The organism is Paraburkholderia hiiakae (assembly GCF_904848665.1).
Classification (GTDB): domain Bacteria; phylum Pseudomonadota; class Gammaproteobacteria; order Burkholderiales; family Burkholderiaceae; genus Paraburkholderia; species Paraburkholderia hiiakae.
The window spans coordinates 41307-60721 of record NZ_CAJHCQ010000009.1; the positions used below are offsets into that span (position 1 = coordinate 41307).

Annotated in this window: 16 protein-coding genes; 9 read left to right on the plus strand and 7 right to left on the minus strand. The window is 64.0% G+C overall.

Going from position 1 to position 19415, the window contains the following annotated elements; translation table 11 throughout:
* Positions 1 to 28: 28 nt before the first annotated feature.
* Positions 29 to 1363: an oxalate/formate MFS antiporter gene (gene oxlT, locus JMY28_RS18315; RefSeq protein WP_201697327.1), complete on the minus strand. Its 1335-nt coding sequence runs from the start codon at positions 1361 to 1363 to the stop codon at positions 29 to 31.
* A gap of 468 nt (positions 1364 to 1831) precedes the next feature.
* Between oxlT (JMY28_RS18315) and JMY28_RS18320 the strand changes: the two genes are divergently transcribed.
* Complete coding sequence (locus JMY28_RS18320; RefSeq protein WP_201697328.1) at positions 1832 to 2095, plus strand: cupin domain-containing protein; 264 nt, start codon at positions 1832 to 1834, stop codon at positions 2093 to 2095.
* Between the two features lie 15 nt (positions 2096 to 2110).
* Here the strand turns inward: JMY28_RS18320 and JMY28_RS18325 are convergent, their stop codons facing one another.
* Together JMY28_RS18325 and mprF are read right to left on the minus strand one after the other, a co-directional pair.
* The gene (locus tag JMY28_RS18325) at positions 2111 to 3388 is read right to left on the minus strand and encodes a virulence factor family protein (RefSeq protein ID WP_201697532.1); all 1278 of its coding nucleotides are present in this window, start codon (positions 3386 to 3388) and stop codon (positions 2111 to 2113) included.
* A gap of 92 nt (positions 3389 to 3480) precedes the next feature.
* Positions 3481 to 6090 (minus strand): bifunctional lysylphosphatidylglycerol flippase/synthetase MprF, encoded by a 2610-nt coding sequence (gene mprF, locus JMY28_RS18330; protein WP_201697329.1) that lies wholly within the window; start codon positions 6088 to 6090, stop codon positions 3481 to 3483.
* A 629-nt stretch (positions 6091 to 6719) separates the two neighbouring features.
* Here mprF and JMY28_RS18335 point away from each other — a divergent pair.
* Positions 6720 to 7883, plus strand: a complete 1164-nt coding sequence (locus JMY28_RS18335) for a porin (protein ID WP_201697330.1) — start codon at positions 6720 to 6722, stop codon at positions 7881 to 7883.
* A 103-nt stretch (positions 7884 to 7986) separates the two neighbouring features.
* Here JMY28_RS18335 and JMY28_RS18340 read toward each other — a convergent pair whose 3' ends face one another.
* Positions 7987 to 8424, minus strand: a complete 438-nt coding sequence (locus tag JMY28_RS18340) for a DUF2917 domain-containing protein (protein WP_201697331.1) — start codon at positions 8422 to 8424, stop codon at positions 7987 to 7989.
* Positions 8425 to 8981: 557 nt separating this feature from the next.
* Here JMY28_RS18340 and JMY28_RS18345 point away from each other — a divergent pair.
* From JMY28_RS18345 to JMY28_RS18365, 5 genes are all read left to right on the plus strand, one after another.
* On the plus strand, positions 8982 to 9218 hold the full coding sequence (locus JMY28_RS18345; RefSeq protein WP_201697332.1) for a hypothetical protein: 237 nt from the start codon (positions 8982 to 8984) through the stop codon (positions 9216 to 9218).
* Positions 9199 to 9927 (plus strand): GntR family transcriptional regulator, encoded by a 729-nt coding sequence (locus tag JMY28_RS18350; RefSeq protein ID WP_201697333.1) that lies wholly within the window; start codon positions 9199 to 9201, stop codon positions 9925 to 9927. The genes JMY28_RS18345 and JMY28_RS18350 overlap by 20 nt, the downstream gene beginning before the upstream one ends.
* Before the next feature lie 448 nt (positions 9928 to 10375).
* Positions 10376 to 11623, plus strand: coding sequence for a formyl-CoA transferase (gene frc, locus JMY28_RS18355; protein WP_201697334.1), 1248 nt, complete (start codon positions 10376 to 10378; stop codon positions 11621 to 11623).
* A gap of 16 nt (positions 11624 to 11639) precedes the next feature.
* On the plus strand, positions 11640 to 12452 hold the full coding sequence (locus tag JMY28_RS18360) for a fumarylacetoacetate hydrolase family protein (RefSeq protein WP_201697335.1): 813 nt from the start codon (positions 11640 to 11642) through the stop codon (positions 12450 to 12452).
* A 60-nt stretch (positions 12453 to 12512) separates the two neighbouring features.
* Entirely contained in the window at positions 12513 to 13487 is a 975-nt protein-coding gene (locus JMY28_RS18365) for a hypothetical protein (RefSeq protein ID WP_201697336.1), read from the plus strand.
* 149 nt (positions 13488 to 13636) lie between these two features.
* Here the strand turns inward: JMY28_RS18365 and JMY28_RS18370 are convergent, their stop codons facing one another.
* Entirely contained in the window at positions 13637 to 14581 is a 945-nt protein-coding gene (locus JMY28_RS18370) for a LysR family transcriptional regulator (protein ID WP_201697337.1), read from the minus strand.
* 371 nt (positions 14582 to 14952) lie between these two features.
* Here JMY28_RS18370 and oxlT (JMY28_RS18375) point away from each other — a divergent pair, with 371 nt between their 5' ends.
* Together oxlT (JMY28_RS18375) and JMY28_RS18380 are read left to right on the plus strand one after the other, a co-directional pair.
* The gene (gene oxlT, locus JMY28_RS18375; protein WP_201697338.1) at positions 14953 to 16308 is read left to right on the plus strand and encodes an oxalate/formate MFS antiporter; all 1356 of its coding nucleotides are present in this window, start codon (positions 14953 to 14955) and stop codon (positions 16306 to 16308) included.
* A 22-nt stretch (positions 16309 to 16330) separates the two neighbouring features.
* On the plus strand, positions 16331 to 17452 hold the full coding sequence (locus JMY28_RS18380; protein ID WP_201697533.1) for a LysR family transcriptional regulator: 1122 nt from the start codon (positions 16331 to 16333) through the stop codon (positions 17450 to 17452).
* A 110-nt stretch (positions 17453 to 17562) separates the two neighbouring features.
* Here JMY28_RS18380 and JMY28_RS18385 read toward each other — a convergent pair whose 3' ends face one another.
* Positions 17563 to 18540: a 2-dehydropantoate 2-reductase gene (locus JMY28_RS18385; RefSeq protein WP_201697339.1), complete on the minus strand. Its 978-nt coding sequence runs from the start codon at positions 18538 to 18540 to the stop codon at positions 17563 to 17565.
* A 205-nt stretch (positions 18541 to 18745) separates the two neighbouring features.
* Positions 18746 to 19366: a LysE family translocator gene (locus JMY28_RS18390; RefSeq protein ID WP_201697340.1), complete on the minus strand. Its 621-nt coding sequence runs from the start codon at positions 19364 to 19366 to the stop codon at positions 18746 to 18748.
* Positions 19367 to 19415: the final 49 nt, after the last annotated feature.

Below are 19415 nucleotides of genomic sequence, written 5' to 3' on the forward strand. Positions count from 1 at the left end.
GTTTTTTTTTCCGGCGACAAGAGAAGGTTCAGTCCTGCACGAGCGGGCTGCCATACGCGAAGCTGGCCGCCGGTTCAGCATGCTTTTGGCGATGTGCATTGCGCAATGGCTTGAGCACGAACACGGCGAGGAGGGCGGAGACCGCCGCCATGCCCGAGGCAAGCATGAACACCGCGTGCCAGCTACCGGTTGCCGCGGTGATTACGCTTGTGAACGGCACAAGCAGCGCGGCGGTGCCCTTCGCGGTGTAAAGCAGGCCCGCGTTGGTCGCGGCGAACTTCGGCCCGAAGGTGTCGCCGCAGGTGGCGGGAAAGAGGCTGTAGATCTCGCCCCACGCGAAGAACACAATGCCGGTGAGCACGACGAACGCCGTCGGGCTGTGGCCGTATTGCGAGAGCAGCACGATGCCGATCGCCTCGATACCGAACGCGACGAACATCGTGTTCTCGCGCCCAATCCGGTCCGACACCCAGCCAAAGAAGGGCCGCGTGAGACCGTTGAGCACGCGGTCGATGGTGAGCGCGAACGTGAGCGCGGGCAGCGTGAGACCGAGCAGCGAAACGGGCGAGTCGTGCAGGCCGAAATCCTTCGCGATCGGGCCCAGCTGCGCGGTCGCCATCAGGCCTCCGGCGGCCATCATCACGAACATGGCGTACATCACCCAGAAGATGGGCGACGCAATCACCTCGCGCGGACTCGCGTTGTAGACGGCGCTCGCACTCTGCGCGACTTGCTTCGCCGCTTGTCCAATGGCGCGTTTCGCTGCGCCGACGCCGTGCGAGGCGGGCGCGCTGAGCGCGAAGCCAAGCACGAGCACGACGATCCCTTGCCCCAAACCGAACCAGAGGAAAGTGGACTCATATCCGCTGCTCTTGATCATGTTGGCGATGGGCACGACGGTCGCCGCCGACCCCGCACCGAAGCCCGCCGCGGTAATGCCGGCCGCGAGTCCGCGCCGGTTCGGAAACCACTTGAGCGCGTTGCCAACGCAGGTGCCGTAAACGGCTCCCGCACCGAGCCCGCCGATCGCCGCCGCGATATAGAGCACAGGCAGCGACGCGGCCACCGAGTTGAGCACCCAGGCAACGGCGCATAAGAGCCCGCCGGCCACGACCACGGGACGCGGCCCGTACTTGTCGACGAGCCAGCCTTCCACCGGTACGAGCCAGGTTTCGGTGACGACGAAGATCGTGAACGCGACCTGAATCGCGGCGCGCCCCCAGTGGTATTTCTCGTTGATCGGATTGACGAACAGCGTCCAGCCGTACTGCATGTTGGCGATCATCGCCATGCAGATGACGCCTAGCGCGAGTTGCGTCCACGGCGACGCGAATCGCGACGCCCCTCCTTGCCGATGCTCCATGTATGTCTCCGGTTTTTTCGAATGAACGGCCTTCTGCGAGGGGCGTTTTCTGCCCGAATCGCGGTCCGCGAATCCTGTCGTTTTGCTGACAGTCGTTTACACAATATGTAATATATCAATGAAGTCAAGCGGAAGGCATCTCAGGGCTTCCACTAGCTCTGCGCATTGATGAGTATGGTTTTTGAAAGCTTGTGACCGATGCCGCCCGCGCCAGAAAAAATGCCCGCCGGCTAGGCCAGGCGGGCTGAGGCATGCGCGAGATAGCGGAAATCGCGACATGTGATGTCGTTATAGATGAAAGCTTTTGGTAATGTTAGGGGATTTTTTTCTAACACCTTTCACGCCGGTTTGGGTGAAAGGTTGACGGGCATGGTGGCGGTCCGGCAGGAGGCCGGGCCGTGCAGCGCCTTGGCGCGCGTGCCAAACTGGCTGCTGGTGGGTCGACACTGTCGAGCGAGGAGACGAATCATGCAGCGCGAAACATTCATCCGCAGCCTGGCCGACGAAGGCTTTCCCGAGCCCGTCGTCGTGACGCGCGAAGCCGGCGTCATGGAGGTCCATTCGCATCCGTTCGAAGCGAAGGCGCTGGTCATCGAAGGCGAGCTGCACATCCGCGTCGGCGACGAAGAGCGGCACTACACGGCCGGCGACGTGTTCCATCTCGCCGCCAATCTGCCGCACGCCGAGCGCTACGGGCCGCAGGGCGTGCAGTATCTCGTGGGGAGGAAGTGAGGGCGATGCGCGCGCTCACCCCCGCGCCGCAATCTCCTTCTTCCACCCCGCGATGATCTTCCCGGCTAGCGCGTTGTAGTCGCCGTCGAAGTGATGGTCGCCGCCCGTCTTGACGACGTCGATGCCGGTGTTCACGAGTGCCGGGCACAGCGTGTCTTTCTCGCCCGCGCCATATACGCATTGCACGATCGAAGGCGGCACCTTCGCGAGTTCCGGGCGCACTTGCAGCGCAGTGTCGCTGGCGGGCATGCCGAGCCAGCCCGTCACGCGGACCTGGAAGTCGGCGTCCGGCGCGAAGCCGAGCAGCGACATATAGGACACCTTCGCGCGCAGCGCGTCGGGCAGACGGTTGTACGCGAACGGCATCACGTCCGCGCCAAACGAGTAGCCCACGAGCGCGATGTGCTGCGCATGCCAGCGCGAGCCGTAAGTTTTCAACACGCGTGCGAGATCGTGGCTCGTTTGTGCCGGCGTCTTTTCGCTCCAGAAGTAACGCAGCGCGTCCCAGCCGATCACCGAAATTCCCTGCTTTTGCAGCGCTTCCGCAATCGTCTTGTCGAGATCGCGCCAGCCGCCGTCACCCGAGATCACCACCGCGAGCATGTCGGTGGGGTGCGCCGCGGGCAGTTCGACGAGCGGCAGATCCGATACGTCTTCTTCACTTTCCGTCGCGACGCGTAGGTGATTCGAAGTGAGCGCAACGATCTTGTCCGCGTCGGCGACGCTGGGGGCGAAGGCACGCGGCGCGCCAGAATTCGTTGCGCGCGCATCTTTTGTCGTCACGCCCTGCTCGAAGAAGCCGGGCAGACCATTGCCGCGCGAAAGCGTGGGATCGGCCGGGCAGGGTGAGAAGCGCGCGTCGAGTTTCGCGTCGGGGTCGAGCGACACGGCGCCCGCCATCGTGTTCGCGGGCGCCTGCGAGAGCATGCGCTGAGCGATGAGCGCGCCTTCGCCGCTGCCGATGGCGATCGGCGCGTAGTACTCGCTGGCGCCCTGCTGGCGTTCGAGCTGATGGCTCAGCGCTTCGGCGTCGCTGTAGAGCTTGTGGCAGGTTTCGTTCTTTACGGCCGCGAGGTTCTGCGCGTAGCGCTCCGTATCCACACCCACGACGAGTGCGCCATGCTGCGCGAGCGCATCGGCGCGTGTCTGGTCGGCGGCGCTCCAGTGCGTGTCCGCGGAAAACAGTACGGTGAAGCCGCGCATCGCGCCGTTCGGTTTCGTCACCGCGACTTCGCCGTAACGGCCGCCGGAAACGTGCATCGTCGCAGCGGAAGCGGGTGTCGAAGCGGGCATTGAAGCCGCGTTCGCGTGAGCCGCGAAAAACGCGAGCACAGCGGCGCCCGCTGCCGTGCCTGCAATGCGCGGCAGCTTGAGAATACGGAATGTCATGAGCGCCAGCCTCCTGCCAGCAGCGATAGATCGGCGAGGGTGATGAACACGCTGATCGAGCCCGAAGCGGCCAGATAGCGCGGTTCCCAGCGCGGCGCGAACTTGTTCTTGAAGCCGCGCAGCCCCCGGAAGTTATAGAAGCGGCCGCCGAAGCGCCAGATGAAGCCCGCGAGCCGGTGCCACGACGAAGCGAGCGGCGTGGGACCCATGCCCGAGAGCGGCGCCATGCCGAGCGAGAGCGACTGGTAACCGGCGGCCTTCAGATGCAGTGCGAGCTGCGTGAACAGATACTCCATCGCATAGGGCGAGGCGCCGGGCAAATGGCGCATGACGCCCACCGTTGCGTCGGTGTTCAGATCGGTCGTCATGAAGGTGACGAACGCGAGTGGCTCGCCGTTCTGGCGGATGAGCAACACGGACTGCGCGGCGAGATAGTCGTCGTCGAACGCGGCCACCGAGAAGCTCTTTTCGCGCGCTTCGCGGTCCTGCAGCCAGGCGTCGGAGATCGCGCGCAGCACCGGCAGGCTCGCGCCCATCTGCGTGGGCTCGATATGCTCGATCGAAAAGCCGTCACGTTCGCCGCGTTTGAGCGCGTAGCGCAGATGTGCGCGCTGCGGACCCTTCAGATCGAATTCCTGCAGCATCACGCGCGCTTCCTCGCCGAGCTTCATCAGCGTGAGGCCGGCGTCGAGATAGAGCGGCAGCGCATCGGCGCGCACCTGGTAGAACGCCGCGCGGCCATTGTGCGCATGCGCGAGCGTGACGAATTCCCGGATCAGCGCGGGCCACTCTTCGCGCGGGCCGACCGGGTCGTGCAGCGCCGCCCACGTGCGGCCGCGCTTCGCGTACATCAGAAACGCCTTGCGCGAGGCGGAGAAGAGAAAGCTCTTGTCGCCCATCAGCGCAAGGCCCGCGTCGCTGCGCTCCTGCGCGCGCACGATACGCGCGGCCTCTTCGAGGTCTTCGCTCGGAGGCATCACGAAGCGGCCCGCGGCGGGGCGCAGCAGTTGCCACAGTGCGAGCGCGGCTGCGAACACGCCGGCGCCGAGCGTGGCGCGCAGTGCGCGCGGGGCGCGGCTGTGGAAGGCGAATTGCCACCAGAGACTCTGCGAGTACTGCACGTCGCGGAATGCGAACAGCAGCACCCATACGGCGAGCGCGATCACGCAGCCGACCGAGGCAAGCCAGGCCGGCGTGAAGCGCTCGGTGAACATCGACGAATGGCGGTTAAACCGCTGGCGCGTGGCGAGGAGCAGCACGATCAGCACGCACAGTACGCCCGCTTCGACGAAGGCGAGTCCCTTGGCGAGCGAGAGCGCGAGGTTGGCCACGGCGATCACGAGCGCGAGCCACCAGGCGGCGTCCAGACGCCGCAGCAGGCCGCGCGCGACGAAGAGGAGCAGCACACCGAAGAGGCTGCCCATCAATTGCGAGCTTTCGAGCACCCAGAGCGGCACGATGGTTTGCAGCAGCGCGATGCGCTTGGAGAACGCGGGCGTGGCGCCCGAGATCACGAGCATGCTGCCCGTCACGAACGTGACGATGGCGAGGAAGAGCGGCGCGAGTTGCGAGACGCCGTCGGCGCCGCGCTTCGCAAAGCGGGCGCTGAGCGGCGTTTTTAGCGCGCGGCCTTCGAATACCGCGAGCACGGCCGCCGCGAGCGCGAGCGGCGCACCGAAGTAGATCGCGCGATAAGCGAGCAGTGCGGCCAGCACCTTGGAGGTGGGCACGCTCGGGCCGAGCGCGTAGACCATCGCGGCTTCGAACACGCCGATGCCGCCGGGCGTGTGGCCGATCAGGCCGAGCAGCATCGCGGCGCAATAGACGGTGAGGAAGTCGGTGAAGCCGAGGAGTGCGTGCGGCATGACCGACCAGAGCGCAAGCCCGGCGCCGACCACGTCGAGCGCGGCCAACAGCAACTGTGCGACGAGGTCGCGTCGCGCCGGCACCGAGAAGCGCAGCCAGGCGCGGCCAAACGGCTCGATCTCGCGCGCGCGGGCAGGGCAGAGGATCACCAGCACTGCACCGCAGCCGAGCACCACGCCGCCGATCAGGCGTAGTTCGTCGGGCGAGAGATGCAGCAGGCCGGAGAGCGTGCCGGCGGCGCCCACCATGCCGAGCGCGGTCATCAGCACGAGCGCGAGGGCGAGCGTGACGCTCGTGAACACCGTCATGCGGCCGATCTGTGCGGGCGTGACGCCCGCGCCGCCATACACGCGGCAGCGCACGGCGCCGCCCGTGAGTGCGCCGAAGCCGGTGACGTTGCCGAGCGCCGAGCCGGCGATCGCGCCGGCCCACAGCGCGCCGCGCGAGACGCTCGCGCCGAGGTAGCGCAGGCCCACGGCGTCGCGTCCGACCAGCGCGACGAAGCTCACGGCCGTGGCGGCGAGCGCGCCGCCCCATTGCGCCGGCGTGAGCGTCCAGAGCTGGCGGATCACCGAGTGGTAGTCGACCGTGCGCGAGAGGTGCTGGAACACGACCAGCAGCAGCGCGCAGATGCCGAGGGCGAACACCGGCGCGACAAAGCGCTGCAGGTGCAGGGCTCCGGCACGCCGGCGCAGCGCCTCGAGGGCGCGCGCCGCGCGCGAAGAATGCGATTGGGACATGGATCGGTCTGGTGGCTCTCTGCGGTGTCGCCGTATCGACTGTTACAGCTTCCCCGGCGGTGACATCGCGTTTATTCGCGTTTTGCGTTTACGTTCTTTCGAGGCCGGCTCTCGCGCACCTCGCGCCACGAACCGGAAAATCGAGCCGAATCGTAATCGTTCGGAAAGGACTAGTTAAGCTCAGCAAACGCATAGGACTACCCGCCGGTTGACGCCCCGGCACAAGAAAACCGCTATTGGGTACGGATGAGTCGGGCGCAATGGCGCGTCCTAACTAGCGGATTCAATTGGGGGATAATCTCGCACTGATTAATGTTTGCAAAGCCTAATTAACAGATACGCGAAGCGGCAAGGTAATCGTTAAGTTATGAGTAATGCACGCGTGCTTACCACATACTGAAACGTTCGCCGAGTTTGGTCGGTTCGCCGTAAGCCTTGCGTGGCGGGCGTTGTGGGCGCACGCTCAGTGCATTGTTTCGCAACGAGAGATAAAGTTTCGGTAGTTATCCAGGCGCTTCCTGACATCGCTGTCACTAATTCGAGACAGCTTGTTTAATCCTTTTACAATGCGCGACGGGCGAGTTAGTCTAATTTGGTCAAGAGTTGTTTGACTCCGCCGGGAGAATGACGTGAAAAGACTAGCCTTGACTTCCCTTTCGCTTGCCGCGCTCGGGGTTGCCGGCACGGCTCAGGCACAGACCAGCGTGACGCTGTACGGGACCATCGACACCTCGATTACGTACGTCAACCACGCCGACGGCGGCAACAATCTCTGGACGCTCGGCAACAGCAGCTTCGGCAATCTCTCCGGCTCGCGATGGGGTTTGAAGGGCGCCGAAGATCTCGGCGGCGGCCTCAAGGCGATCTTCCAGTTGGAAAGCGGCTTCAACCCGTCGACGGGCTCGCTCGCGCAAGGCGGCAGGCTGTTCGGTCGGCAGGCGTACGTGGGCTTGACGGCCGAGCAGTACGGTTCGCTCACGCTGGGGCGGCAGTATGACCCGCTCATCGACCTCGTGCAGGGGATCACGGCGGACAACTATTTCGGCTCCGCGTTCGCAACGGCGGGCGACGTCGACAACTACGACAACAGCTTCCGCGTGAACAATGCCGTCAAGTACACGACGCCCGTGTGGAGCGGCCTGCAGGTCGCGGCGATGTACTCGTTTGGCGGAGTGGCGGGCTCGACGGGCGCCGAGCAGTCGTACTCGGCGGCGGTCAACTACACCAACGGTCCGCTCGCGCTCGCCGGCGGTTACTTCTACGCGACGAATAGCCAGGCCGTGAACGGCATTCGCACCGACGGCTGGACGAGCACCTCGGATGGCACCTTCGACGGCCCAGTCAACTCTGGCTACGCCACGGCGCACTCGCTTACGATCGCGCGCGCGGCGGCGCAGTACACGCTCGGCCAGTTCACCTTCGGCCTCGGCTACAGCAATGCGCGCTACTCGCCGGACGGCAGCTCGGTGTTCCTCAACACCCAGAAGTACAACACCGGCCAGGGCTTCCTGAACTATCAGCTGAGCCCGGCGCTGCTCCTGGGCCTTGGCTACAGTTATACGCATGCCAACGGCGATACGACGGCGAGCTACAACCAGGTCTCGCTCGGCGCGGATTACAGCCTCTCGAAGCGCACCGACCTCTACATGACGGCGGCGTGGCAGCACGCGAACGGAGATACCGGCAACGGCTCGGGCGGCTCGATGCCGGCCGAGGCTTCGATCGGTTCGTATGGCTACGCGGGCACGTCGAACCAAACCATCGTGAATCTCGGGCTGCGGCACAAGTTCTGATGCAGCGCCTGTTGTACGACGCCGGATGCGCCCTTTGGCGGCGCATCCGGCGTTTGGTGTTTACGGCATTGACTTCAGCTCAGGGCACGTCAGGCGCGCGGCTTCACGCCTCCCGCGAGCGCCGTAGCGTAAGCAGCGCAAGCCAGGCGGCAAGGCGCTCCATACAGCGCCGCACGCCCGCAAACGGCGGCTGCCACGCGCTCGTGATGCTCACGCGCGCCGGCAAGGCGGTCTCGGTGCTGAGCCAGATGCGCTCGCCGCGTTCGAGGCGCAGCGTCTCGCCCGGCTGCAGCCAGTGGTCGTAGGGCGAGCGGGCGCGCGTGATCCACACCTGTGCTGCTTGAACCCGCAGCGTGGCTGATGCCTTCACGCGCCAGGTGAGCGTGCGCATGGGCGGCACGGCGAAGTGGACCGATTGCGAGGGCAACGGATCGTCGAAGCGGTCGGTTGCGTCTGCAAGGGTCAGCGGAGCGGGTTGTGAGGCGGGCTGCGAGGCGGGCTGCGAAGCGGTTAGTGAAGCTGCCTGAAATGCGTCATCCATCGTTTTCTCCATTTTTTGGAGCCGACGAACGGAGCGCTGCCACCCAGAAAAACAAAAAGCCCCGTCGATGCCGGCGGGGCTTGTGATTTGCGTGACGACAGACTGCTAGTACGCACACCATCCCCGTGGGCTACCCATATGGGTTGTCCACGGATGATTCATCGTGTTTGCGATGACGAGGAGGGTGAAGGAAGTGTGCATGGGTCGAGTGTGCGGGCTGCCTCGAAGCGCTGTCAACCTGAAATGCTTAAATGGTTTTGGCAGCCTCAGTTTGTGTTGCGCGCGAGTCTCGTGCACACCTTTGCATGACGCGATCGTGCCCTTCGATGGCATATCCCCTTGCGGGCGATACCGGTTTCTCACTAGCATTGCTTGTTTTCATAGATATCCGGCCCGTTGTGCTCACGATGTGGGAGCGCACCCCTGCCAAGGCCCCAAAGCATCGAAGTGTTGTGTGGGAACGACTGCATCTGATATATCACATACAGAATATTGCTTTCTGTCGCAACGCAGCATATGATTGAGTCATTCGATTACTCAATCATGCGGAGCTTCAAATGGATTTCGTTTCTCTCGCACTTTTTGGTGCTGCGGTCGTGGGTCTGGGTGCAGCTGCTACGGCAATGATCGCCAGGTGGCTGCCGCAGTCTGCTATTGAGCAGGCCGCACAGCATGGCCGGTACGTCGGTTTGGGCGAAGCGCCGCGCGCGAAGGCGGTGCGTCGTGCACAATTCGGTCCGCGAATCCGTCCGCAGGTCGGAAAAGAGGTAATCAATGTCGTCAGAACAAACTGAAGTTGTAGCAAGCCGGGAAGCGGCGCCGCTCAAGCTGGCGCTGCAACCCATCAACGCAACACTGAGCCTGCGCGATCAGGCTTACGCCATGCTGCGCCAGGCCATTGCCGACGCCGACATCTACCAGACGCGCGAGGAAATCCGGCTCGACGAGCGCGTGCTGAGCGAATCGCTCGGCGTGAGCCGCACGCCGGTGCGCGAGGCCATGACGCTGCTCGAGCAGGAAGGCTTCCTGCGCATGGTGCCCCGCCGCGGCATCTATATCGTGCGCAAGAGCAAGCGCGAGATCGTGGAGATGATCCAGATGTGGGCGGCGCTCGAAAGCATGGCCGCACGCCTCGCGACGATTCACGCCACCGATGAGGAAATCGCGCGGTTGCGCCACATGTTCGACAACTTCCGCGACAGCACGCCGGCCGAGCATATCGCCGAGTACTCGGACGCCAACATCGCGTTCCACCAGGCGATTGTCGAGCTCTCCAGGTCGCAAATCATCCTCGACACCATCAAGAACATTTTCGTGCACGTGCGCGCCATTCGCCGCATGACGATTTCGCAGAGCGACCGGGCTTCGCGCTCGATCGTCGACCATCTGCGCATTATCGAGGCGCTGGAGAAGCGCGACACCGAACTGGCCGAAAAGCTCGTGCGTCAGCATTCGCTCGATCTCGCGGTCTTTGTCGAGAAGAACTGCGATTTCCTTGACTGAAGCGGGCAACTAGCGCTGCGATCGACGCAAAACGGGAGACCTTCGGGTCTCCCGTTTTGCGTTTACGTCCCATTCGCGGCCCATTTACAGGCCTCAGCCGACCGACTTTATGCGCATCAACCCCTGGCATCACTGATCAAATCACGGCCGCAGACAACGATCCTTCACACGGAATCTGGCATATCAGGCGCGGTCAATGCTCGGGGTTTTCCCTCGTGTGCACCGTGTCAGCCTCGTCGAACTTGGGCAAAAGCCACACTGGTCAAGGCTTTGACGCGATTCTAATGGCATTCCCGATGAGCAATTCCCCTCTTGCTTCATCATGATATATCACATACTGTATTGCTCAAGGGCGCAGGGTCACGCCATAGCGCGAAACGCCTCTGCCCACGCAACTCCACCGATTTTCGAAAACTCGCCCGGCCACGATTAGATAAGGAGACATGACATGGGCAAGGCATTGAACGGCGTGCGCATCCTCGATTTCACGCATGTGCAGTCGGGACCCACCTGCACGCAACTGCTCGCCTGGTTCGGCGCGGACGTGATCAAGGTAGAGCGCGTAGGTGCTGGCGACGTCACGCGGGAACAGCTGCGCGACCTGCCGGACGCGGACAGCCTCTACTTCACGATGCTCAATGGCAACAAGCGTTCGCTCACGCTCGACACGAAGAACCCGCAAGGCAAGCGCGTGCTGGAGCGGCTTATTCGCGACTGCGACGTGCTGGTCGAGAACTTCGCGCCGGGTGCGCTCGAGCGCATGGGCTTCAGCTGGGAGCATATACAGACGCTGAACCCGCGCATGATCGTCGCCTCGGTGAAGGGCTTCGGCCCTGGGCCCTATGAGGACTGCAAGGTCTACGAGAACGTTGCGCAGTGCGTGGGCGGCGCGGCGTCGACGACCGGCTTCGACGACGGCCCGCCGGTCGTTTCCGGCGCGCAGATCGGCGACAGCGGTACGGGCCTGCATCTCGCGCTTGGCATCGTCACGGCGCTCTACCAGCGCACACACACGGGGCGCGGCCAAAAGGTGCTCGCGGCCATGCAGGACGGCGTGCTCAACCTGTGCCGCGTGAAGCTGCGCGACCAGCAGCGGCTCGAACGCACCGGCGTCATGAAGGAGTATCCGCAGTACCCCAACGACGGCTTCGGCGAGGCGGTGCCGCGCGCCGGCAATGCGTCGGGCGGCGGCCAGCCTGGCTGGATTCTCAAGTGCAAGGGTTGGGAGACCGATCCGAACGCCTATATCTACTTCATCGCGCAAGCGCCCGTGTGGGACCGCATCTGCAAGCTGATCGGGCGCGAGGAGTGGATCGACGACCCGGACTACGCTACGCCGAACGCACGCCTGCCGCGCCTGAAGTCGATCTTCGACGAGATCGAGCACTGGACCATGCACCGCACGAAGTTCGACGCAATGGCCGTGCTCAACCGTTACGACATTCCATGCGGCCCGATTCTCTCGATGAAGGAGATCGCGGGTGACGAATCGCTGCGCGCGAGCGGCACGATCGTCGAGGTGGATCACCCTGTGCGTGGCAAGTACCTCACGGTGGGCAACCCGATCAAGCTTTCGGACAGTCCGACCGAGGTCACGCGTTCTCCGATGCTCGGCGAACACACCGACGAGGTGCTCGCCGAATTCGGCTACACGAAGGACGAGATCCACTTGCTGCGCGCTTCTGGCGCCGTTTGAAACCCGGGAGCGAAACATGGAAACGTGGATGCGTTTGATGGCGAGCGACGGGAGCATTGTGTTCGGCCGCGTCGAGAACGGTTACCTGCACGAATACGAAGGGCTCGATCAGCCGGTGCCCACCGGCGCGGTGCTGTCGCTGCGCGCGCTCACGCTGCTTGCGCCTTGTGCGCCCGGCAAGGTGGTCGCGCTCTGGAATAATTTTCACGCGCTCGCCGCGAAGCTGGAAAAGCCGGTGCCTTCGCACCCGCTCTTCCTCATCAAGCCGGCGGCTTCGGTGATCGGCTCTTCGGAATTGATTCGGCGTCCTGCCCACTATGCGGGAAAAATCGTGTTCGAAGGCGAACTCGGCATCGTGATCGGCAAGCGCTGTCGCGACGCGAGTGTCGAGGAAGCCGAGTCGGCGATCTTCGGCTACACGATCGTGAACGACGTCACGGCTGCGGGCCTCATCACCGAGAATCCGCACTTCCCGCAATGGTGCCGAGCCAAAGGTTTCGATACGTTCTGTTGTTTGGGCCCGGCGATCGTTTCCGGGTTCGACTGGCAGCGCGCACGCGTCGTCACGAAACTCGATGGTGTGGAGCGGCAGAATTATCCGCTCGACGACATGGTGTTTTCGCCGGCACAGCAGGTGAGCCTCATTTCGCAGGATCTGACGCTCGAACCGGGCGACGTGATTGCGTGCGGTACCTCACTCGGCGTAGGCTCGATCGTTGATGGTGCAACTGTCGAGGTCACCATCGAAGGGCTGGGTACGTTGAGCAATACGCTGGGCACCGCATGCGCGCAAAGCGGGTCGCTTGCGGCCGTTGAGGGCGCGGCGTGATGGTGTAATTGGCGTAAAACCAAAGACGCGCGCGGCAGAAATGCCGCGCGAGGAGGAGAGATGCCGGAGCAAGTGGCTAGCGACCTGGCGTGGCTGGGCGTCGGCGTGCTGTTCGCATGGCTCAGCTGTGCATTTGCACAATTGGCAGCGCTCGCGCCGGTGCGTGCGTGGCCTTCGTCGTGTCCCAGGGCCGCGCCGCGCTGTGCAAAGCATGCTGGTGCGCCGCACAAGCATCGGCTCGCCTTCGCCATTTCGTTCGCATTGCTACTGACTGTGCCGCCTGGCGTGATCGCTGCGGGCTGGATGCATTCGCCCGATGCGACGGTCGCTGTCGAAGCGGGTGTGCTGGGCGGTTTGTGCCTTGCGGGCCGGCGCGACCTCACGCAGCGCGCGCGGACGGCGGCGCTGCTGGGTGGTGTATCGGGCGCGAGTGTCTTGATCGGCGCTTTGGTTGGCTACGTGTTGCAGCCTGAACGTAGTCCGATCGAACGTGTGCCGCTTTTCGTCGCGGTGGCGACCGGCGCGTTGCTGATCGGCGGCGCGCTGAGTTTGTTCAGCCGTGGCGCGCGAGCGAGCGGCGCGGTTCGCCGGCGCGTGCCGTTCGGCCGCGGCGACCGCATCATGCATGTCATGGCGCTGTTGCTCGCCGTGGCGCTTGGCTATGGGTTTCTGGGCGCGCGTGCTTGCACCGAATTCGAAATCTCCATACTGGTCGCGACGAGCGTGCTGTTTGCCGCGCTGGGCGCGCGGCTTATGAGTGGTGCGCGGCGAGCGCGGCTCGCGCGTACAGGCGCCGTCGATGCGTCACCGGCACGCGAGCCCTTCAGCGCGACATTCAACGCAAGCTTCGCGGGTGTGCCGGACGAACTGCTGGTCGCGGCCTGCGGCAGCGGAGCGTTCGAACCCGCGTGGCTGGCCGCGAACGACACGGCGCATGCCGGCTCAGGGCGCGCGGTTCATCACGCGTCGCAGGACCTGCCACGGCGGCGGCGCAGCCGGAGCGGCGCGCTGCGTCAGCGGCAAGGGCCGCACTGAGGGCGCCTGCCAACATATCGTGCGCGCTGCCACCGACGAAGGCGGCAACGCCACGAGACCATCTGCGAGATCAGGGGAAAACCACAGAACGCGCAACGCGACGCGAATGATTAGTCATGCGTGATGATTTTCGGCACAGCCATAAAACCTTACTTATGCAAACTCGCTTCTGACACTTTCGTAATGTTCTCGATGAGCGCTGCGCCTTCCTCCATGAGGAAGCGCTTGAAAGCGAGCGCGACGGGCGGCAGACGCTTGTTTTTCCGGTGCACGACGTACCAGTTGAGCATGATCGGGAAGCCTTCGACATCGAGCACCGTGAGGTGGCCGACCTGCAATTCCAGGCTGATCGTGTGCGCCGAGAGAAACGCGATGCCCATGCCCGCGATCACGGCCTGCTTGATCGTCTCGGTGCTTTGAATCTCCATGGCGATCTTGAGGTTCGTGATCTTCCCAGCGAACCCTTCCTCCATTGAGTTCCATGTGTCCGAACCGCGCTCGCGCACGATGAACGCTTCGTTGGCGAGCGTGCTGAGCTTGATGGCGCGCTTGTGCGCGAGCGGATGCGTCGGCGCCGCGACAATCACGTACGGGTGCGGCGCAAACGGCTCGTTGATGGCGTCGGTCGCGTGCGGCGGACGCACCATCACGGCGAGATCAGTCTGGTTGGTGGCGAGCTGCTGGAGCAACTGCTCGCGGTTGTGCACGGAGAGATTGAGCGCGACGCCTTTGTAGCGGCGCGTGAATTCGGCCAGCAGGCGTGGAAAGAAGTAATCGCCCGCGCTAATGACGGCCACGTTGAGCTTGCCGCCCGAGACGCCCTTTAGCTGGCTCATCGCCTCGTCGACTTCGTGGAACTGCTGCATGATCGCGCGGCTGTAGTGAAGCATCTCCGTGCCCGCGGGCGTGAGATAAATCTTCTTGCCGAGCTGCTCGAAGAGCGGCAGGCCCGCGTGATCTTCGAGCTGCCGAACCTGCGTGGAAACGGCCGGCTGGGTGAGATGCAGTTCCTCCGCGGCACGCGAAAAACTGAGGTGGCGCGCCACGGTCTCGAAGACCTTGAGCTGGCGCAGCGTGGCGTTTCGCATCGTCATGGCCGAACCATAAGGGATACTGAATCAACATAATAACAAACTTTAATTGTGAGTAATCCAGCAATCACCCTAGCATAAGTTGAAAGGCGTCCGAATGCCGCGCGACGTGCTCGAAACTATGTTCGGGTTAACGCTCGGAAATGCGATTTCATAAGGGACAACACGTAGAAAATTCCTTGTTTCACGATATTTTCGGGGATGTGCCGGAATGCCAGGGTGAATGAGGATTGACGAATATCCATTCGAATTTCTGATCCATCCGTGAATAAAAGACACAGCGCAACGAAGTGAAAAATTAAAACCATAAGCAAGAATTTATGCAGACCCGTAATCACGCAGGCTGCAATGAATAGATAGCGGAGACAAGCGATATGAATGCAATCGGTCAGAGGAGCGAGAGCGGTCCGTTCTGGACGAACCGCTGGTTTCAACTGGTGGTGGGCATGCTATGCATGGCGCTCGTTGCCAACCTGCAATACGCATGGACGCTGTTCGTCGCACCGATGAATTCGCGCCACCACTGGGGCCAGGCGGAGATTCAACTGGCCTTCTCGATCTTCATTCTGACCGAGACCTGGCTCGTGCCGGTGGAAGGCTGGCTGGTCGACAAGTTCGGCCCGCGCCCCGTCGTGGCGGGCGGCGCGGTTTGCGCAGGCCTCGCCTGGGTCATCAACTCCTACGTCACGACGCTGCCGATGCTCTACGTTTCGGCCGTGATCGCCGGCATCGGCGCGGGCGGCGTGTACGGCACCTGCGTAGGCAACGCGCTCAAGTGGTTCCCGGACCGCCGCGGCCTCGCCGCGGGCCTCACGGCCGCGGGCTTCGGCGCCGGCGCCGCCGTGACGGTGATTCCGATTGCGAACATGATCACGCGCTCAGGCTACGAGCACACGTTCTTCGTCTTCGGCGTGCTCCAGGGTGTGTCGATTCTCGCGCTCTCATTCCTGCTCGTGAAGCCCGTGACGCGCCCCGTAACCGCGGCTGGCCGCCGTCTCGTCTCGCGCATCGACTACACGCCGGGGCAGATGGTCAAGCAGCCGGTGTTCTGGGTGATCTACATCTGCTTCGTCGCGGTGGCCGCTGGCGGCCTGATGGCAACGGCGCAGATCGGACCGATCGCCAAGGACTGGGGCCTCGCCCGCATTCCGATGACGGTGTTCGGTATGACGCTGCCGCTCCTCACGCTCACGCTCTCGATCGACAACATCTGCAACGGCTTTACGCGTCCCCTGTGCGGCTTCATCTCCGACAAGATCGGCCGTGAGAACGCGATGTTCCTGATCTTCGTGGGCGAAGGGCTCGCGTTGCTCGGCATGATGCAGTTCGGCACGAACCCATATGCGTTCATGATTTTCGCCGCGCTGATCTTCCTGTTCTGGGGTGAGATCTTCTCGATCTTCCCGGCCATCTGCGCGGACACCTTCGGCAGCAAGTACGCCGCGTCCAATGCCGGCACGCTGTACACCGCCAAGGGCACCGCCGCGTTGCTCGTGCCGGTAGCCTCGGTACTGTCCGCTACGGGCGGCTGGAGCGCCGTGTTCATCGCGGCTGCGGTCATCACGATCGCGGCGGCCGTGAGCGCCAAGTTCCTCCTCGCGCCGATGCGCAAGCGCCTGATCGAGCAGAGCAGCGAAGCGAATAGTGAAGTGAGCAACGAGCCCAATGTCACGCTGGCCACGAATGCGGGCGCAGGGTTGCCGCACTGGTCCAACCAAAGCGGCGAATGAGGCGCGCGGGCCCGCCATGTCGATGAACGTATCGCTCCAGCAACTCAAGGTATTCGTCGCGGTGGCGCGGGCGCGCAGCTTCACGCGCGCCGCGCGCGAGTTCGGGCTCACGCAGTCGGCGGTGAGCCGCTGCGTGCGCGAACTGGAAGAAGCGGTCGAGCTCAAGCTCTTCGACCGCACCACGCGCCAGGTCGAGCTCACGCTTGCGGGCAGTGGCTTCGAGCGGCGTATCGGCCGCTTGCTCGACGAGATCGAGATGGCGCTCAACGAGGGCCGCGACGCGCACCAGGCACATAGCGGCGTGGTGCTCGTGGCGAGCAACCCGGTGCTCTCGTCGACCTGGGTGCCCGCCGCGCTCGCGCGCTGCGCCGCGGCTTTTCCCTCGCTCTCGCTGCAATTGCAGGACTTGCCGCAGGCGGCCGTGCTGCAAGCGGTCGAACAGGGCGAGGCCGATTTCGGCGTGATCGCCGAAAGCGTGCCGTTCGCGAGCGGCAATCTCGACGTGCAGCCGCTTTCCGCCACGCCGCTTTGCGCGCTCTTGCCCGCGCACCATCCGCTTGCGCTACAGGGGGCGCTGCGCTGGGACGATCTCGCGCGCGAGCCGCTCGTCACGCTCAATCGCGACGCGGGCTGCCGGGGCGCGGTGATGCGCGCGCTGGACGGTCTGCGGCCAGAGGGGAGGCCACTGCAGGAGTTCGCGCACGTGGCGGGCGTGGCGCGCATGGCGCAGCTCGGCATGGGCATCGGCGTGCTGCCGGTGTGCGTGGACGGCGCGCGCGGCGGGCACGCGCATCGCTCGGGAGAGGTTGCGCACGCAACGTGTCACTGGCCCGCGCCCGCGGGGCCGCTGGTTACGCGCTTGCTGCATCCCGTCGTCAACGTGACGACGATGCTCGTGCGGCGCCGCCATCGTTCGCTGCGGCCTTGCGCTCAGGCGGCGTGGTCGCAGTTTATGGCGGATAGTTCTGCGCTAGATGGTTCGGACGCGCAGGCTTCATCTCAGGATAACGAAGCACTGCCGGAAACATCCATCGACGGCTCGCCGATGCGTGGCTCGAACGGCGCGCCGACGCGCGTCGCGTTGCGTGGCGCCGATGCGCCGCCGCCACTTCAGGTGACCCGCACACACGCCCGTATCGAATAGCGCGCGTTTCCTTCTTCTGCAAAACAAAACGGATCGCTCGATGCGATCCGTTTTTTCTTTCCTGCAACAGCAACAGCGTAGAAAAGGGGCGGCCGCCCCTGCGCCGAGACCTATGCCGCCTGCAGCGCCATCCGCTCACGCTGCTTGACCAACGCGAGCACGGTATCGATGGCCGGCGTCGGCTCGCCAACCAGCTTGCCCATTTCCTGCACGACGGTGATCAGCGGATCGATCTCCATCGGCCGGCCGGTTTCGAGGTCGACGAGCATCGAGGTCTTGTGCGCGCCCACCGCGCCCGCGCCGTCGATGCGACGCTCAACATCCACGCGGAAGTTCACGCCGAACTGCTCGGCAATACGCTTGCCTTCGAGCATCATCGTGCGGGCCACGGCGCGCGTGGCCGGGTCGCTCGTGATGACGTCGAGCGTGCCGTGCGTGAGCGCGCTGATCGGGTTGAAGCAGAGATTGCCCCACAGCTTGAGCCAGATTTCGTCGCGGATGTTCTCGCGGATGGGCGCCTCGAACCCGGCGGCCTGCATGGCTTCGTGCAACTGGACGATGCGCGGCGTGCGCTCGCCCGAAGGCTCGCCAATCGGAAATTTCTTGCCGTACACATGGCGGATCACGCCGGGCGCGTCGATTTCGGCGGCTGGATAGAGTACGCAGCCAATCGCGCGCTCGGGTGTGAGGCGGTTCCATTGCGAGCCGTCCGGGTCGATACTTTCGAGCCGCGTGCCCGCGAACTTGCCGCCATGCTGGTAGAAGTACCAGTAGGGAATGCCGTTGGTACCCGTGACGATGGCCGTGTGCTTGCCGAGGAGCGGCTGCATTGTGTCGATCACGCCCGCCACCGAATGCGCCTTGAGCGTGATGATGACGACGTCCTGCACACCCAGTTCGTGCGGATCGGACGTGCAACGCACCTTCGCCACGTACTCCTCACCATCCATCAGAAGTCGAGCGCCGTTCTCGCGCATGGCGGCCAGATGCGGGCCGCGAGCAACGAAGCTCACGTCGGCGCCTGCGCGTGCGAGTTGCACGCCCATCATGCCTCCAATGGCGCCCGCTCCAAAGATGCAGATCTTCATGTTGAAACCCCAATGACGTTGAAAACCGCTTGTCCGCAGGTGCGCTATTTCAAGGCTTCGCCGAGCATTGGGGAAAAGCTACCCGCTCGCCGCGACCCCGGACGATGGTTTGAGCATAGGGGGTGCTGTCGATTAACGACAGTTAAAGTTTCTCGCGAAAATCATCAAGAGAAGCTTATGGATGAAAAGGCGCGAAACGAGGCCTTCAGGCGCGCCGCACGAGCAGAAAACTCACGCCAATCAGACCGAGAAATGCGCCGCAGGTGCGATTGAACCAGCGGCGCACGGTGGTGCGCGTGAGCCAGCGGCCGAGGTACATGCCGGCCAGCGAATAGAGCGCGATGGCGACACATTCGAGCGCGAGAAAGCTCGCGCCGAGCACGCCGAACTGCGGCGCGATGGGCTTCGCGACATCGACGAATTGCGGCAGGAAGGCCGTGAAAACGAGAATCGCCTTGGGGTTGCCCGCCGCCACGAGGCACTCGCGCCACGCGAGGCGCGCGAGCGAAGCGTCGCTATCCATGCTTTCGCCGATGGGGTTGGCGTCGCTGCGCCAGAGCTGCACGGCGAGCCACACGAGGTAGGCGGCGCCCGCCAGCTTGATGACGAAGAAGACCGCCTCGGAAGCGCGCAGCACGACGGCGAGACCCATGGCCGCGAGCGCGATCATGGCGGCGAACGAAACGAGCCGCCCCGTGCCGCCAAGGAACGCGCACAGGAAGCCGTGCCGCGCGGCCACGTTGATGGAGAGGAGATTGTTCGGCCCCGGCGCCATGTTCAGCGCGAAGCAGGCGGGCAGAAAGAAGAGCCAGGCGGTGAGGGACATGATGACGCTCGAAGGTAGGCGCCGTGCGCGGCGCGCTGTGAATCGCGCC

Excerpts from the sequence above, each read along its gene's own strand:
- JMY28_RS18390 (WP_201697340.1), bottom strand. The coding sequence starts at position 19,366 with ATGTCCCTCACCGCCTGGCTCTTCTTTCTGCCCGCCTGCTTCGCGCTG.
- JMY28_RS18345 (WP_201697332.1), top strand. The coding sequence starts at position 8,982 with ATGGATTTCGTTTCTCTCGCACTTTTTGGTGCTGCGGTCGTGGGTCTG.
- JMY28_RS18365 (WP_201697336.1), top strand. The coding sequence starts at position 12,513 with ATGCCGGAGCAAGTGGCTAGCGACCTGGCGTGGCTGGGCGTCGGCGTG.
- mprF (WP_201697329.1), bottom strand. The coding sequence starts at position 6,090 with ATGTCCCAATCGCATTCTTCGCGCGCGGCGCGCGCCCTCGAGGCGCTG.
- JMY28_RS18385 (WP_201697339.1), bottom strand. The coding sequence starts at position 18,540 with ATGAAGATCTGCATCTTTGGAGCGGGCGCCATTGGAGGCATGATGGGC.
- JMY28_RS18350 (WP_201697333.1), top strand. The coding sequence starts at position 9,199 with ATGTCGTCAGAACAAACTGAAGTTGTAGCAAGCCGGGAAGCGGCGCCG.
- JMY28_RS18340 (WP_201697331.1), bottom strand. The coding sequence starts at position 8,424 with ATGGATGACGCATTTCAGGCAGCTTCACTAACCGCTTCGCAGCCCGCC.
- JMY28_RS18325 (WP_201697532.1), bottom strand. The coding sequence starts at position 3,388 with ATGCCCGCTTCGACACCCGCTTCCGCTGCGACGATGCACGTTTCCGGC.
- JMY28_RS18380 (WP_201697533.1), top strand. The coding sequence starts at position 16,331 with ATGAACGTATCGCTCCAGCAACTCAAGGTATTCGTCGCGGTGGCGCGG.
- oxlT (WP_201697327.1), bottom strand. The coding sequence starts at position 1,363 with ATGGAGCATCGGCAAGGAGGGGCGTCGCGATTCGCGTCGCCGTGGACG.
- JMY28_RS18360 (WP_201697335.1), top strand. The coding sequence starts at position 11,640 with ATGGAAACGTGGATGCGTTTGATGGCGAGCGACGGGAGCATTGTGTTC.
- JMY28_RS18370 (WP_201697337.1), bottom strand. The coding sequence starts at position 14,581 with ATGACGATGCGAAACGCCACGCTGCGCCAGCTCAAGGTCTTCGAGACC.
- JMY28_RS18320 (WP_201697328.1), top strand. The coding sequence starts at position 1,832 with ATGCAGCGCGAAACATTCATCCGCAGCCTGGCCGACGAAGGCTTTCCC.
- frc (WP_201697334.1), top strand. The coding sequence starts at position 10,376 with ATGGGCAAGGCATTGAACGGCGTGCGCATCCTCGATTTCACGCATGTG.
- oxlT (WP_201697338.1), top strand. The coding sequence starts at position 14,953 with ATGAATGCAATCGGTCAGAGGAGCGAGAGCGGTCCGTTCTGGACGAAC.